This is a genomic window from Acinetobacter sp. 1130196 (genome assembly GCF_000588095.1).
Taxonomy (GTDB): domain Bacteria; phylum Pseudomonadota; class Gammaproteobacteria; order Pseudomonadales; family Moraxellaceae; genus Acinetobacter; species Acinetobacter nosocomialis.
On sequence record NZ_JFWX01000064.1, the window covers coordinates 1 to 14,924 of the forward strand.

A 14,924-nucleotide genomic window follows, 5' to 3' on the forward strand; every position below is an offset into this window, starting at 1 on the left:
GTTTTTCAGATTCTGAATTCCAGCGCTTGGTTGGTGTACCTCGACCAGTTTTTAGTGAAATGATCGAAGTTTTAAAAGAAGTAGAATCACTTAAAAAGAAATCTGGGCGTCCTCATACTTTAGCTATAGAGGATCAATTATTATTAACACTCAATTACTTACGGAATTACAGCACTCAATTGGAGTTGGCTGCAAATTACCATATCGCTGAAAGTAATGTGAATCGAACCATTAAAAAGGTTGAAGATGCATTGATGAAATCAAGACGGTTTACTCTGCCAAAACGAAGCATTACCACAGCAGACGAACAGTTTAACTGGGTCATTATTGATGCGACAGAATGTTCAATAGAACGTCCGAAAAAAAAATCAGAGTAAGTTCTACAGTGGTAAAAAGAAGAAACATACGCTAAAAGCACAAGTGATCTATCATCCGAACAGCAAACAAATCATAGGGCTAGATATATCGAATGGCAGTCAGCATGACATTAAATTGGCAAGAAGAACGGTTAAAAAATTCAAACATTGTAAATATGTTATGACCGATTTAGGGTACTACGGATTAGAGCAAGATGGCTTTAAATTATTGATGCCAATAAAGAAAAAGAAGAATTTACCCTTATTTGATGTTGAGAAAAAGTACAATAAAATGATTGGAAAAATACGAGTTGTGATCGAACATATTAATAGTCAATTGAAAACATTTAGAATATTAAGTAAACGCTATCGAAATAGACGGAAAAGATTCGGTTTACGCATTAACTTAATCGCTGCACTGGTAAATCGGATGAACTTGCAATAACGACTTTCGCAAGAGGTCTAATAATAAGTTAATATTGAGATTAATTTTTTATGCTATAAATGAAAGTTACTAATAACTAGAGAGATAAACATGGCTAATAATTTTAATGCTGAACAGGCAAGAAAAAATGCTAAAGATGTCAAAATAGATCAAGCAATATTGTTGGAAAAAATCTTAACTGGAACTGAGGAAATCTCGAAAGAAGGTAAACGTCGAGCAGTGTTTCAATTTCCAATAGATGCTTTGCACCCTGAACATATTACGCAAGTAGAGGAAGAGCTAAAGACACGAGGTTTCAACGTTTCAACCAATATTGATCAGTCTGGTACAACCGTCAATATTGAAGTCAGTTTCTAAGCTTTAATCTATTCAAACGCCCATAGATTAGGGCGTTTCTTATAATTTTTTACAATCTAAATTTATAAAAATCAATATATTGTTTGACAGGTTTATGCTTCTTCTGTAGCTTTACTTTTTGAGTGGAATATGGATATGAACTTCCAAACAATACTTTCATCTTTCAAAAATCAATCGACTGGTACAGATGCATTTAAAAACTTAAAAAATGCGTGTGAGCAGTATCTTAAGCAATCTTCAAATTTCAATGAAAAAGCCGCAGCTTATCTTATTTATGGGTTTGCTCGTAGTTATGTCATTTTATATGAAGATGAAGCGGTAACTACCGAGTTTGCACAAGCTTCTAAAGAAACATTAATGAATTACATGAATCATTTAAATGAAGCGTTACTTACTGAAAACCACAGCACAATTTTGAGTGCCTTAAATCAGGTGAGTAATGACTATATGCAGGGCTCAAGAGTCTTTTAAAACTTTTGATTAACTTATTGATAAGATACTTCTTTAGTCCTTAACTTAACTAAAGAAGTATCCGGTAATAATTTTAATGTGATTTTTTCTTGCCGCCACCATCTTGTTTATTGACGGTAGACCATGCGATACGTTCAGCTTCTTCTTGAGAATGACCTCTATCTACTTCACTCTCAACAATATGTTTAGCCTGACGCTTTTGTTTTGCTGTGTAAGATGATTTGTCGCCACGAGACATAGTAAAGACCTCCATATTTTCTTTTAAGATCTTTTATTATTGAAACACATCCGAATTTAAAATCGGTTAAATAATGTCTTATCCTGTATACATAAGTTGAATCTTCTTTAATTCTTATTTTAACTTTTATTTAAATTAAATTTATTATTTTCAATGTGTTAAGATAAATTTAATTTATTTGAGAGTAAGTTTATTGTTTTCAAAATGTAATTTTTTCATTTTATAAAAGTTGATAAAAAGCTTTTTTATGTAAAATTAATACGTTAATAGAGGTTGGATAATTTAAAACTTTAGAAAATTAAAAGTTATTTATCGACCTTAATGATTGTTGTGGGTTAATATTTCGCGAGAAAAGAAAAAACGACTGATGCGTAAACAAACCTGCGTGTGTCTGTTGTTTTTTTTCATGTATGCTGTCCTTAGTTCAAGAGTTGATTTGAAATGCACTGTGATATTTATAGATCGAGCAAAAAAGATGAAATGTACATTTATATTGCTCGTCCAAACTATCCTGATGATGCGGAGCAAGCTGATCCGTTTGAAAAAGTTCCAGAAGCTGTTTTACAAGCATTTGGTCGTGCAACGTTTGTCATGCATTTAGAATTGGCTCCAACACGTAAATTAGCGCGTGTAAATGTTTTACATGTTCTAGACTCATTACAAACAAAAGGTTTCTTTATTCAGATGCCGCCAGAAGGGTTAATTAACCCAAATGCAGTTGAACCAGAGGGCTTACGTGGTGCGTGAAGATCAAGCTGGAGTTCTAAATCAATTACTTTCTTCTCTCGATGCAGTTCCTGAGGAGATCATTGCTTTAACAGCTTATGGCGTTGGCGCTATTATTGCTTTGTGGTGTTGGTGGCGTTTAATGCGCCGCCTACCTGCTACTTTTGGCGCAATAAGCTGGTTAGTTGTTTTTGCCATTTTGGTGACACCAACCGTTTCGGAAGGTCCTAATGCATCTGTAGCTCCAGCTATTTTTGGGCTATTGTTTGGTGTGTTAACTAAAGACAGTCCTTTAATCTGGTCAAATTTATCCTTAATTCTGTTTGTAATCGGTCTAGGTTTGCTTATTGGCTATTGTTGGTCAAAATATACAACAAACAAAAGCATGCGTTCCATCTAACCATTGAAATAGAAAAATAAGGTCTCTACATGTCTGCTGATACCCAACATTTTACCGGTACAGATCAATATATCGCGACTGATAGTCTTAAACTTGCTGTAAAAGCAGCCCGCGCTTTGCAAAAGCCTTTATTGGTTAAAGGTGAGCCGGGTACAGGTAAAACTTTACTTGCTGAGCAAGTGGCACAAAGCCTTGGTTTAAAACTCATTACTTGGCATATCAAGTCAACAACTAAGGCACAGCAAGGCTTATACGAATACGATGCTGTGTCTCGTTTGCGTGATAGTCAACTGGGTGATGATCGTGTTTACGATATTAAGAACTATATTAAGCCCGGTAAACTGTGGGAAGCTTTCACCAGTGAAGAGCGCTGTGTGCTTTTAATTGATGAAATTGATAAGGCAGATATTGAGTTTCCAAATGACTTGTTACATGAACTTGATAAGATGTCTTTTTATGTTTATGAAACAGGCGAAACGATTACTGCTACTCAACGTCCAATCGTAATTATTACTTCAAATAACGAAAAAGAATTACCAGATGCGTTTTTGCGTCGCTGCTTCTTCCACTATATTGAGTTTCCAGATGAAGCAACGATGCGTGAAATTATCTCGGTACATTTCCCAAATATCTCTGCGACTTTGGTAAATGAAGCTCTGCAAGTTTTCTTCAAACTCCGCGAAATTCCTAACTTGAAGAAACCCCCATCTACATCTGAACTGATCGATTGGTTGAGTCTGCTTATGGCAGATGATATGCCAGAAGATGTACTACGTAATCGAGATACATCAAAAGCTATTCCACCTTTGTATGGCGCACTCATTAAAAACGAACAAGATGTGCAACTGCTTGAACGTTTGGCTTTCATGTCGCGACGTTAAAGGAGAGAATAACCCATGTTTGTGCGGTTATTTTACACCTTACGAAAATATGGTGTTCCAGTCACGACCCGTGAATTGATTGACTTAAATCGTGCGGTGAGTGAAGGTTTAGTTTTTGCCGATCAAGAAGAGTTCTATCAACTTGCTAAAACAATTTTAGTTAAAGATGAACGCTTTTTTGATAAGTTCGATCGTGCCATGAAAGATTACTTTGATGGCATAGAAACCTTCGATATCGATGAATTACTCAAGCAAGTCCATAAACTACCAAAAGACTGGTTCGATTTAGAGCTTTTAGAAAAGCATTTAACACCAGAGCAAAGAGCTGAGCTTCAAAAAGCAGGTTCTTTAGAAGAACTGATGAAAATGCTAGAAGAGCGTTTACGTGAACAGCATAAAAAACACCAAGGTGGTAACCGTATGGTTGGCACAGGTGGAACTTCACCTTTTGGTGCTTTTGGTGACCATCCGGAAGGCGTCAGAATTGGTGGGCCGGGCCGTAAACGTTCGGCGGTTAAAGTTTGGGAACAGCGTAAATACCAAAATCTAGATGATGACCAAGTTCTTGGTACCCGCCAAATGCAAATTGCTTTACGGCGTTTACGCAAATTTGCCCGGCAAGGCGCTGCCGAAGAGCTAGACGTTGACGGAACTATTCGAGAAACAGCCAAGCAAGGTATTCTTGATGTTCAAATGGTGCCAGAGCGTCGTAATCGAATTAAAGTACTCATGTTATTTGATGTGGGCGGTTCAATGGATGCTCATATTGCTCAATGTGAAAAGTTGTTTAGCGCGGCTAAAACTGAATTTAAAACACTTGAATACTTTTATTTCCATAACTGTCTTTATGACTATGTTTGGAAAGATAACTATCGAAGAACAGCGACTCGCATGAACACATGGGACTTGTTTCATACCTATGGACGTGACTATCGTGTAATTGTAGTAGGTGATGCCAGTATGGCACCGTATGAGCTGAAATCGGTAGGTGGCTCGGTTGAGTATATGAATGATGAAGCAGGTGAAGTTTGGTTACGTCGTCTGCGTCAGCATTTTGATAAAACAGCATGGTTAAACCCTGAAACAGAAGGGTATTGGCATTACACCCAAACAATTGGTTGGATTAAAGAGATTTTTGAAAACCACATGTACCCAATGACTCTAAAAGGCATTGAAGATTTAACGCGTTACCTTTCTCGATAAACTTGATAACTTTAATAATTTAAAAAGAGGGATGATATGCAACATCAAATTAATGGTATTGCTTTACCAAATGAGCAAGGATTTTTTGGTGAGTATGGAGGGCAATTTATTCCTCCACATTTAAAAGAAGCAATGGATGAAATTAATGTTGCTTATGAAGAAATCCGCCATACACCAGAGTTTCAAAATGAATTATCAGATCTCTTTGCAAATTATGTAGGTCGTCCAAGTCCTTTATTTCATGCAAAACGCCTTTCAGAACAGTTAGGTGGTGCACAAATTTATTTAAAGCGTGAAGACTTAAACCATACGGGTGCTCATAAAATTAATCACTGCTTAGGCGAAGCTTTACTTGCTAAATATATGGGCAAAAAGAAAGTCATTGCTGAAACAGGTGCGGGTCAACATGGCGTTGCTTTGGCAACAGCGTGTGCTTTAGTGGGTATTCCGTGCGAAATTCACATGGGTCAAGTTGATATTGAAAAAGAACATCCAAATGTCGTCAAAATGAAAATTTTAGGTGCTCATTTGGTATCGGTCACTCGCGGTACAGCAACCTTAAAGGATGCTGTAGATAGTGCGTTTGAAGAATATTTAAAAGACCCTAAAAACTTTATTTATGCGATTGGTTCTGTGGTTGGGCCACATCCATTTCCGAAAATGGTTCGAGATTTCCAATCAATTATTGGCAATGAAATTAAAGATCAAACACACCAGCGCTTTGGAAAAAATCCAGATTATGTGGTGGCATGTATTGGTGGTGGTTCAAATGCGATTGGTGCCTTTACGGCATTTTTAAATGATCCAGATGTAAAACTTGTTGGAGTTGAACCCGCTGGACATGGGTTAGATACCAATATGCACTCAGCAACCCTAACATTAGGTAAACCAAGCCAAATTCATGGCATGGCGTGTTATGTACTTGAAAATGAAGCTGGTGAACCTTTACCTGTACATTCTATTGCTTCAGGATTGGACTATCCAGGTGTTGGTCCACAGCATAGTTTCTTAAAAGATTTAGGACGTGTGGAATATAGCACTGCAACTGATCAAGAATGTTTAAATGCTTTTATGACATTATCGCGTGTTGAGGGGATTGTTCCTGCGCTTGAAAGCTCACACGCTGTGGCTTGGGCAATTCGCGAAGCACCAAAGCTACCGAAAGAAACCATGATTGTGGTGAATCTGTCGGGTCGTGGAGATAAAGATTCTGACTATGTTGCAGAAAAGCTTAAGCTTTAAGACAACTAGAGTTAATAAGCGGTCAGTATTTAAAGGCCGCTTTTTTGTTTCAAAGACTATCTTTAGCGTTACTTATAAAGTTCATTATTTCTTAATTAAAACAAAGTATTCTGATTTTAACGTGTGATTGTCATAGATTGATATGTAAAACACTGCTTCACAAGGCAAAGCGTTGCGTTGCTTTGTCTCACTCAGTAGAATAGTCACTTTGCAAAATTTGCCTTTGGAGACGCCTAAGTGGAGCGACCGACGATTAGCCCTGAACATTTACAGGAAGCTGCTGAAAATTTATCAACAATTCGAGATTTTATTCGTTTTGGGGTATCAGCATTACGTCAACATGATGCACATTTAGGACAAGGCACTGAAGATTATTTTGCAGAAAGCTCTGCATTAGTTTTACAAACCTTATCTCTTGAATGGTCAGCAGACTCAGAGATTTTAGATGCTAAACTTTTACCAAGTGAAAAAGCAGAATTCTTAAGCTTGTTGGAGCGTCGTATTAATGAGCGTATTCCAACTTCTTATTTATTAAATTTAGCTTACTTCTTCAATAAGCCATTTTATGTGGATGAGCGTGTGCTTATTCCTCGTTCACCAATTGCAGAATTAATTGAGCAACGTTTTGCACCATATTGCTTAGATGAAAATGGTCAAATGCGTGAAGCACTTAACAACTTACCAGAAAATACCAAGCCTAAGACACCGCAACGTATTTTAGATATGTGTACAGGTTCTGGCTGTATTGCAGTAGCTTTAGCTTATGCTTATCCAGATGCAGAAGTAGATGCAACAGACATTTCTAAAGAAGCTTTAGAAGTAGCTTCGATTAATGTTGAACATCACAATAAGCAATATCAAGTTGCGTTACTTGAATCTGACTTGTTTGCCAAGATTCCAGCTGAAAATCAGTACGATTTAATCGTAAGTACCCCGCCGTACGTTGATGCCGAAGATATGGCTGACTTACCAGAAGAGTTTTTGCATGAGCCTGAACTTGCATTAGCAGCAGGACAAGATGGTTTAGATTTAGTTCGTAAAATGCTTGCTCAAGCAGCAGATTATTTAACAGAAGATGGTTTAATCGTAATTGAAGTCGGTAACTCTGAATGGGCTATGCGTCAGAACTTCAATACTGTTGAGTTTAACTGGCTTACTTTCCAAAAAGGTGGTTCAGGTATTTTTGCTTTAACTGCTGAGCAATGTCGTCGTTATAGAAAATTATTTGCAGAACAAGCTTAAGGAGTTGTACGTATGGCAGGGAACACTATTGGACAACTCTTTCGTGTAACCACATGCGGTGAATCGCATGGTGTTGGTTTAATGGCAATTGTTGATGGAGTGCCACCAGGTCTTGCATTGACTGAAGAAGATCTGCAAATAGATTTGGATCGCCGTAAGCCTGGTACATCGAAATTTGCTACCCAGCGTAAAGAACCTGATCAAGTTGAAATCATTTCAGGGGTATTTGAAGGTAAAACCACAGGTACACCAATTGGTTTACTCATTCGTAATACTGACCAAAAATCGAAAGATTACGGGAATATTGCGCAAACCTTTAGACCGGGTCACGCGGATTATACTTATACACAAAAGTATGGTTTCCGTGATTATCGTGGTGGTGGTCGTTCAAGTGCTCGTGAAACTGCTATGCGTGTTGCAGCTGGTGCTATTGCGAAGAAATATTTAGCAGAAAAATTTGGTGTCTTGATTCGTGGTCATGTCACTCAAATTGGTAACGAAGTTGCTGAAAAACTAGATTGGAATGAAGTTCCAAATAATCCGTTTTTCTGTGGCGATGTAGATGCTGTTCCTCGTTTTGAAGCATTGGTTACGTCTTTACGTGAACAAGGTACAAGCTGTGGTGCTAAGCTAGAAATCTTAGCCGAGAAAGTTCCTGTTGGTTGGGGCGAGCCTGTTTTTGACCGTTTAGATGCTGATATTGCACATGCCATGATGAGTATTAATGCGGTTAAAGGCGTTGAAATCGGTGATGGTTTTGCTGTAGCAGGTCAGTTTGGTCATGAAACACGTGATGAATTGACGAGTCATGGCTTCTTGGCAAATCATGCTGGTGGTATTTTGGGCGGTATCTCAAGTGGTCAAACCATTCGTGTGGCGATTGCACTAAAACCAACAGCAAGTATTACTACTCCAGGTAAAACGATTAACTTAAATCGTGAAGATACTGATGTATTAACTAAAGGCCGTCATGACCCGTGCGTAGGTGTTCGAGCAACTCCAATTGCTGAAGCAATGTTAGCAATTGTTTTAATGGACCATTTCTTACGAAATCGTGCTCAAAATGCAGATGTTGTTCCGCCATTTGCGCCAATTGAATCATAGATACTTGGTTGATGTAAAAAAGCCACATAACTCAAAGTATGTGGCTTTTTTATTGTTATTGAGCGCAATTTTTTTAATTAAAAGACCTATTAATAATTAAGTTAAATCTACAATTTGTTCTTGATTTACAGCAATTTGATACTGATTACGACCATTTGTTTTTGCTTGATATAGTGCATGGTCTGCGCGGCTAACAAAGGCAGAAATTGAATCATTTAAACGTGGAATTGTGGTTGCCACACCCACACTAATGGTTACATATGGTGAAACGCTACTACATGGATGAACAATGGCAATTTTTTTAATTGCGTTCATTAATCTTTCGACTTGAATTTGAGCTTGTTGTGCATTGGTCATAGGGAAGAGAAGTAAAAATTCTTCACCACCATAACGGGCAACTAAATCTCCACTACGAGCAGCAATTGAAGAAATTGCAGTCGCAATATCTTTTAAGCACTGATCGCCTTTAAGATGTCCTAAGGTATCGTTATAGGGTTTAAAGAAGTCGATATCCACCATCATAATAGTAAGTGGTGTTTCATGACGCAGCGCACGGCGCCATTCATTGTCTAGTGTTTCATCGAGATAACGTCGGTTAGCAAGTCCAGTTAAAGCATCTTGCTGTGAAAGTAAAGACAACTGCTGCGCTTGTTGCATGAGTTCAATACGGTTGAGTTCAATCATACAGTTTTGTAAATAGTTTTCTCGGTGCTGACGGTCTGTAGCATACGCAAGTGTCATTCCTAAGAAACTACTAAACGTATATGTGCGGTTCAAAAAGGTCCAATCTATGTCACCTTTCACATAAGTACTGACTAAAATACCAACCAAACCGCCGACCCATCCTGCAATGATTGCAGTATAAAAGCGCATACCTACCGCACCGTAGATAATCACAATCGCATACATCATTGCTGCATGAAAAAGTACATTATCTTGGCCATTTTCTAAAACGTTAATTAAAATAAAGGTGATAGCGACAGCGGAAGCAGAGCCAATTCCGACATAATAATCAAACCACTGATTTAATTTTTTAATAAACGATAAAATCCATGCAATTAAAACAATTATACCTACCCAAGAATAATAGCTTAACCAGGATAAAACTTGGTCGGTTGGTAAGACTTGGTATATACCAAAGCTTAAAAATAAATATAATATTAAAATAATAGGTGCTCTATAGCGAAACTCATAGGCCGCACCATTTTGATATTGAAAACGATAGATCGTTTCAAGTTGCTTTGGAAACCATACGAAATTTAATCCGCGTGTGGTTAATAAATCTATTTGTTCCTGTCCCAATATATTGGAACCTTGCAACTTCATAATTAATGCTCTCTATATTGGAAGTTGGCATAAAATGCGACTTGTTTTATTAAAGTTCCATCTAAAAATATTGGTTATATATTGTGTGGTTTATTCAAAATAATAATACAGATTTTTTAAAAAAGTAATGATTTTTATAGGTCCTTATTGTGATAAAAATCACGACATTTCAATGATTAGCGTCACAATTATCTAAAGATTCAAAACCTTTGAGAAAAAATTACTAATGGTCGATTAAAGATTGTATCTTTATCATTTTCGGATAGACTTATAGCCGTGAAGTACAGATGATTGCTGTCATATAAATAGGAAAATTAGCAATGACTGCTTTAAATCAATATGGAATGAGTTTAGAAATTACAGCGCATAATGAATGGTCTCAGCGGTTTTGGGATGATCTTTTACCGGTTAAGGAGCGGGTGAGTAAACATCCGTTTTTTACTGAAATGGCCAATGGGGGATTGAGCCTAGAAAGTTTCCGTTATGCTTTACTTAATTTCTATCCACTGGTTGCACATTTCCCGTCATATATGGCTGGGGCATTAGCTAAGGCGACTGCTTTTGCAGAACCAGGTGTAACAGAAACACGAGACTGGTTAATTCAAAATATTAAGGTCGAAGAGCGCCATTTACAGTGGTATCGTGATTGGGCTAAAGGTTTTGGATTAACTGTAGAACAGCTTGATAGCGTGCGCCCCCCAGCTGCAATGAATGCTGTGAATCACTTTTTATGGAATATGAGTCATCGCGGTAACTTGGCTGAATGTTTGGCTGCGACCAATTTGGCAATTGAATGGGCGACAGGTGATTGGTCTATTCAAGTTTATAAAGGTATCCACGCTTATACAGATCATCCTGAGGTCACTATTGATAAACGCTCTTTAGCATGGTTGCGTGCTCATGCTCATTATGATGATTTACATCCTTATGAAGCCATGGAGTTGATTAAGCGGTTGTCGAATGACCGACCTGATTGGCAGCAAAAAGCATTTCATGCTGCTGAAGAAGGGTTACGTTATTATGAACTAGCTTTAGATGATTGCTATAGGGTACAGCTTCAAGCCTCCGCTTAATTTCATTTAAAAGAGGGAGAATATTGTTAGATATTCTCCCTTTTATTTTATTCAAGCAATTTTAAGAGCTTTGCCCGATAAGGCGTTTCTTCAGGCAGAAGCTCAAGTAAGCGTTCAACGGCATCAACACGGTCAGGAACGCGGCTAACCACACGTAATAGTTGGTCTACATCATCAATTTGATAGATAACATGACTCAAGCGGGCATCAAAGCAATCTCTCCAAGCACACAAAAATGGGCTTTCTGATTTGGCTAAAAAACTACCTCTATACAGTGTCAAAGTGGTGGCAGTAAAACCTAAGTTTAGTGCTTGCTCAGCCATAAGAAAGTCACATTGAATTTCACAGTTAAGTCTATATGGTCGTGACTCGATCACATCGGGAATCAGGTTTCGAAGCTGTGAAAGCTCGGCTTTTAGTGTAGTGGTACTCACTGGCCGATCGCCATATAAGGCATAGTGAAGCTCTTCTAGGTTTATGCCTTCCGGGCATAAAGCAAGAAGACATAAAATTTCGATTTGGCGCTGCGTGAGTGTTAAGCCATGTTGATTGTATTGAACTTTAGGTGTGCCTAGCGCTTTAATATATAAAATGTTCTTTTGATGAAGTTGAATGGCTTGTTTTACAATATCTGCACAGCGCTCAACCGCTAAAATTCCAAGTGAGTTATGCTTTTGGTATTTAGTTGATAAGTTCATAATGCCATAAAACTGACCTGTGTTTGCATCGGTGATAGGCGCTGCATAACATACCCAATCTCTAACGCTGTTCATCTGGTTTTCATGTGAATAAACACAGCTTGCTGAATGTGTATTCAGGGCAAGACCAATTGCATTTTGACCAACTGCTTGAGTTGACCATTGTCCACCTTCAACAAAATGAACTTGTTCAGCAGATGAACGCATAGGTATACTACTCCATGTCCAGAGTAAAGTACCATGAGGGTCAGTCACCCCAATTGCCATATCTGCATCTTCAGCAATATGCATCAAATTTCTATGGCACTCTTGGATTGAACGACCAAATAAGGAATGTTGCCATTCCTGATCTAGATCAAATATAGGAGCCGCATCTAGATCGAGTGACGGCTTTTTTCCTAAACAAGGTGTTTCCGAGATTGTTTCCGGTCTAAAGAAAGACGGAAGGTTATCTGTAGAAGGCAATAATAATTGTTTTGACATATCCATATCGAAGTTCCTTTATCGTTGAAATGGCGTATCCGTGGCCGCTCAACAGGTTTAGCTTTCTTATTGTGACTATTTCCTCGTTATTTCATTTACCTTAAATAATTTTAAACAGTTTGACTATTATCCTATTGGGTAAGTTTTGTTATTTCGCCTCGTCCTATGACAAAACGTCCTCTCTTGAAAATGGCTTTGGTGCAGGTTCACCGAAATATTGCCGATCGGCAAAATAGCTAGAACGGACCATTGGTGCACTCCAGATATTTTTAAAGCCTAAACGCTTGCCATGCTGTGTGTATCTTTCAAATTCTTGTAAATTCACAAACCGGTGAATAGGGGCATGTGATTTAGAGGGCTGTAAATATTGTCCAATAGTCACTAAATCTACATCATGATCTTTTAAATCATTGAGTAGAGCAATAACCTCAGCTTCAATTTCCCCTAACCCTACCATTAGGCCACATTTAGTTTTGATATCTGGACAGTATTTTTTAAAACGTTTTAATAAATTTAATGAATGCTGATAGTCCGAACCGGGACGCATCGCTTTATATAAACGTGGCACTGTCTCAATATTATGATTAAACACATCGGGTGGTGATAAGCTTAATGTAGAGAGTGCTGTTTCTAGACGGCCACGAAAGTCTGGAACTAAAATTTCAATTAGCGTGTCTGGACAATGGTTTCTGATTTCTTCAATACACTTCACAAAATGTGCTGCGCCACCATCGTGTAGATCATCACGATCTACAGAGGTAATGACTACATATTTTAAGTTTAGATTAGCGACCGTCTCAGCTAGATGTTTAGGTTCATTTTCATCTAAAGGCATTGGACGACCATGTGCTACATCGCAGAAAGGACAACGTCTTGTACAAATATCACCCATAATCATAAAGGTTGCCGTACCACCACCAAAACATTCAGGTAGATTTGGACATGCGGCTTCTTCACAAACACTATGTAGCTTTTGTTGGCGTAATAAATTTTTGATACGTTGAATTTCTTCGAAATCAGTTATTTTTGCTCGAATCCATTCAGGTTTTTTAGGTAATTCTTCGGTAGGTAAAATTTTAATAGGAATACGAGAAACTTTATCTATTCCTTTCAATTTAATACCTGTTTCTATTTGCCTTTTTAAGTCCATATATAAAATTCCATTTTATATTAAATTAATTTTCAACTAGACTGTTTATAATAAAACCTTATTTATATAAACAAAAAATAAAGATTTTATTAATGCGTATAGTGCACAGCAAATATTATAAATTAATAAAGGTTGGTTAAAGGTTTGTTTTATAAACATATGAAATGAATTAAAATTTTTTAATTTTATTTTTGCTAGTTAAGTTTGTGAAAAATAAAAAATAATAGCTACAAAAATCATTTAAAACTTTTTAGTCTAATAGCATATTAAATTAAATTGAGCTTTATTATTTGTAGCGAAATATATAACTCTCGCTGAAACTTGGTTGATTTTTAATAATCAAGATAATAAAGGAAAAGGATATGCAATTAACGGAAGAGCAATTACTCGCAGCATATAAACGCATGCGTGATATTCGTGAATTTGAAGATCGACTTCATGAAGAAAATACCAATGGTGATATTCCAGGCTTTATTCACTTATATAGCGGAGAAGAAGCTGTAGCAGTCGGGATTGGCTTTGTTGCACAAAGCTATTCTTGAAGGCTTCTTCAGTAATATAATTTCCAGATGAAGAAGCCTACACCTAAAATCTATCGTACAACCAATTGGTCCTCGTATAACCAAGCTTTAATCAAGCGAGGAAATATTTCAATCTGGTTTGATCCTAAGACGCAATGGTATGCACAACCACAAGGCAAGCAAGGACGAAATCAAACTTATTCCGATACAGCGATTCAATGCTGTTTAATGATCAAATCTCTATTCCGTCTTTCTTTACGTATGGTTACTGGCTTTGTTCAAAGCCTGATTAAACTCTGTGGCTTGAATTGGACAGCACCAGATTACTCCCCCCTTTGTAGACGACAAAAGCATATTGATATTGCGATAAGCTATCAGAAAAGTCATGATGGGTTACACCTACTTGTCGACTCTACGGGTTTAAAGTTTTTAGGTGAAGGCGAATGGAAGCGTAAAAAACATCAGCCTGAATACCGTCGGCAATGGCGTAAACTGCATATTGGTATAGATGCTGAAACACTGCAAATACGTGCCGTTCAGCTTACTACAAATAATGTCAGTGATTCACAAGTACTAGGTGATTTACTGGATCAAATTCCACTAGATGAGCGAATAGATTCTGTCTATACCGATGGCGCGTACGACACGAAGTGCTGCAGAAAAGTGATTTCAGATCGTCAAGCACATGCAGTAATTCCACCCAGAAAGAATGCCAAGCCCTGGAAAGATTCTAAAATAAGTTCAATAGAACGAAATGAGTTACTTCAAACGGTTAAACATTTAGGCAGAACCCTATGGAAAAAATGGTCGGGTTATCACCGTCGTAGTTTGGTGGAAACCAAGATGCATTGCATCAAATTATTAGGTGATAGGCTGACGGCAAGACATTTTCAAAGTCAGGTCAATGAAATTCATGCGCGTGTGGCAGTTCTGAATAGATTTACGGAATTAGGTAGACCTCGCACCCAAGTTGTGTCTTAAATTTGAATGGATTGGGGAGAACTCAGC

General features: G+C 37.6%; 16 protein-coding genes and 1 pseudogene. 13 read left to right on the forward strand and 4 right to left on the reverse strand.

The annotated features are described in order from the left end of the window. The 3 genes from J671_RS25560 to J671_RS23140 form a co-directional block, all read left to right on the forward strand. Positions 1–801 (forward strand): IS5-like element ISAba27 family transposase gene (locus J671_RS25560; protein WP_155765206.1). Its coding sequence is split into 2 segments (ribosomal slippage), with 800 coding nucleotides annotated over them: positions 1–359 and positions 361–801; the frame shifts between segments, so codons are not numbered across the junction. This gene is flagged as partial in the annotation. Between the two features lie 90 nt (positions 802–891). Next, on the forward strand, positions 892–1,158 hold the full coding sequence (locus J671_RS23135) for a hypothetical protein (protein ID WP_004887355.1): 267 nt from the start codon (positions 892–894) through the stop codon (positions 1,156–1,158). A 129-nt stretch (positions 1,159–1,287) separates the two neighbouring features. After that, complete coding sequence (locus J671_RS23140; protein WP_004887353.1) at positions 1,288–1,629, forward strand: hypothetical protein; 342 nt, start codon at positions 1,288–1,290, stop codon at positions 1,627–1,629. A gap of 73 nt (positions 1,630–1,702) precedes the next feature. Here the strand turns inward: J671_RS23140 and J671_RS25565 are convergent, their stop codons facing one another. Further along, positions 1,703–1,867 (reverse strand): hypothetical protein, encoded by a 165-nt coding sequence (locus J671_RS25565; protein ID WP_000086293.1) that lies wholly within the window; start codon positions 1,865–1,867, stop codon positions 1,703–1,705. A gap of 441 nt (positions 1,868–2,308) precedes the next feature. On the opposite strand from J671_RS25565, the gene J671_RS23150 reads away from it, so the two are divergent. The 7 genes from J671_RS23150 to aroC all read left to right on the forward strand — a co-directional run bounded on the left by J671_RS23150 (position 2,309) and on the right by aroC (position 8,665). Then, complete coding sequence (locus tag J671_RS23150; RefSeq protein ID WP_002049830.1) at positions 2,309–2,614, forward strand: YcgL domain-containing protein; 306 nt, start codon at positions 2,309–2,311, stop codon at positions 2,612–2,614. Then, positions 2,607–2,993 (forward strand): hypothetical protein, encoded by a 387-nt coding sequence (locus J671_RS23155; RefSeq protein WP_002050047.1) that lies wholly within the window; start codon positions 2,607–2,609, stop codon positions 2,991–2,993. Before J671_RS23150 ends, J671_RS23155 begins: the two co-directional genes overlap by 8 nt. Before the next feature lie 29 nt (positions 2,994–3,022). Then, on the forward strand, positions 3,023–3,874 hold the full coding sequence (locus J671_RS23160) for an AAA family ATPase (RefSeq protein ID WP_002049937.1): 852 nt from the start codon (positions 3,023–3,025) through the stop codon (positions 3,872–3,874). Positions 3,875–3,889: 15 nt separating this feature from the next. Next, complete coding sequence (locus tag J671_RS23165; RefSeq protein WP_000498059.1) at positions 3,890–5,077, forward strand: vWA domain-containing protein; 1,188 nt, start codon at positions 3,890–3,892, stop codon at positions 5,075–5,077. Positions 5,078–5,113: 36 nt separating this feature from the next. After that, positions 5,114–6,319, forward strand: coding sequence for a tryptophan synthase subunit beta (gene trpB, locus J671_RS23170; RefSeq protein WP_004887349.1), 1,206 nt, complete (start codon positions 5,114–5,116; stop codon positions 6,317–6,319). A gap of 237 nt (positions 6,320–6,556) precedes the next feature. Next, positions 6,557–7,561, forward strand: a complete 1,005-nt coding sequence (gene prmB, locus J671_RS23175) for a 50S ribosomal protein L3 N(5)-glutamine methyltransferase (protein ID WP_031983634.1) — start codon at positions 6,557–6,559, stop codon at positions 7,559–7,561. 12 nt (positions 7,562–7,573) lie between these two features. Beyond that, positions 7,574–8,665, forward strand: coding sequence for a chorismate synthase (gene aroC / locus J671_RS23180; RefSeq protein ID WP_004887346.1), 1,092 nt, complete (start codon positions 7,574–7,576; stop codon positions 8,663–8,665). A 96-nt stretch (positions 8,666–8,761) separates the two neighbouring features. On the opposite strand, the gene J671_RS23185 is transcribed toward aroC, so the two are convergent. Continuing rightward, complete coding sequence (locus tag J671_RS23185) at positions 8,762–9,991, reverse strand: GGDEF domain-containing protein (RefSeq protein WP_004887345.1); 1,230 nt, start codon at positions 9,989–9,991, stop codon at positions 8,762–8,764. 320 nt (positions 9,992–10,311) lie between these two features. Here J671_RS23185 and J671_RS23190 point away from each other — a divergent pair, with 320 nt between their 5' ends. Then, on the forward strand, positions 10,312–11,064 hold the full coding sequence (locus J671_RS23190) for a TenA family transcriptional regulator (protein WP_004887343.1): 753 nt from the start codon (positions 10,312–10,314) through the stop codon (positions 11,062–11,064). A 47-nt stretch (positions 11,065–11,111) separates the two neighbouring features. On the opposite strand, the gene J671_RS23195 is transcribed toward J671_RS23190, so the two are convergent. Next, complete coding sequence (locus J671_RS23195) at positions 11,112–12,251, reverse strand: helix-turn-helix domain-containing protein (RefSeq protein WP_004887341.1); 1,140 nt, start codon at positions 12,249–12,251, stop codon at positions 11,112–11,114. A gap of 157 nt (positions 12,252–12,408) precedes the next feature. Further along, complete coding sequence (gene lipA, locus J671_RS23200) at positions 12,409–13,395, reverse strand: lipoyl synthase (RefSeq protein WP_004887339.1); 987 nt, start codon at positions 13,393–13,395, stop codon at positions 12,409–12,411. Between the two features lie 362 nt (positions 13,396–13,757). Between lipA and J671_RS23205 the strand changes: the two are divergent. Together J671_RS23205 and J671_RS23210 are read left to right on the forward strand one after the other, a co-directional pair. Then, positions 13,758–13,910 (forward strand): annotated as a pseudogene (locus tag J671_RS23205) (ABC transporter substrate-binding protein); the annotation flags it as partial. A gap of 54 nt (positions 13,911–13,964) precedes the next feature. Then, complete coding sequence (locus J671_RS23210; RefSeq protein ID WP_031983637.1) at positions 13,965–14,897, forward strand: IS5-like element ISAha3 family transposase; 933 nt, start codon at positions 13,965–13,967, stop codon at positions 14,895–14,897. Positions 14,898–14,924 lie beyond the last annotated feature (27 nt).

Excerpts from the sequence above, each read along its gene's own strand:
- J671_RS23160 (WP_002049937.1), top strand. The coding sequence starts at position 3,023 with ATGTCTGCTGATACCCAACATTTTACCGGTACAGATCAATATATCGCG.
- J671_RS23195 (WP_004887341.1), bottom strand. The coding sequence starts at position 12,251 with ATGGATATGTCAAAACAATTATTATTGCCTTCTACAGATAACCTTCCG.
- J671_RS25565 (WP_000086293.1), bottom strand. The coding sequence starts at position 1,867 with ATGTCTCGTGGCGACAAATCATCTTACACAGCAAAACAAAAGCGTCAG.
- lipA (WP_004887339.1), bottom strand. The coding sequence starts at position 13,395 with ATGGACTTAAAAAGGCAAATAGAAACAGGTATTAAATTGAAAGGAATA.
- J671_RS23190 (WP_004887343.1), top strand. The coding sequence starts at position 10,312 with ATGACTGCTTTAAATCAATATGGAATGAGTTTAGAAATTACAGCGCAT.
- J671_RS23210 (WP_031983637.1), top strand. The coding sequence starts at position 13,965 with ATGAAGAAGCCTACACCTAAAATCTATCGTACAACCAATTGGTCCTCG.
- J671_RS23185 (WP_004887345.1), bottom strand. The coding sequence starts at position 9,991 with ATGAAGTTGCAAGGTTCCAATATATTGGGACAGGAACAAATAGATTTA.
- J671_RS23150 (WP_002049830.1), top strand. The coding sequence starts at position 2,309 with ATGCACTGTGATATTTATAGATCGAGCAAAAAAGATGAAATGTACATT.
- trpB (WP_004887349.1), top strand. The coding sequence starts at position 5,114 with ATGCAACATCAAATTAATGGTATTGCTTTACCAAATGAGCAAGGATTT.
- aroC (WP_004887346.1), top strand. The coding sequence starts at position 7,574 with ATGGCAGGGAACACTATTGGACAACTCTTTCGTGTAACCACATGCGGT.
- J671_RS23165 (WP_000498059.1), top strand. The coding sequence starts at position 3,890 with ATGTTTGTGCGGTTATTTTACACCTTACGAAAATATGGTGTTCCAGTC.
- J671_RS23140 (WP_004887353.1), top strand. The coding sequence starts at position 1,288 with ATGGATATGAACTTCCAAACAATACTTTCATCTTTCAAAAATCAATCG.
- J671_RS23135 (WP_004887355.1), top strand. The coding sequence starts at position 892 with ATGGCTAATAATTTTAATGCTGAACAGGCAAGAAAAAATGCTAAAGAT.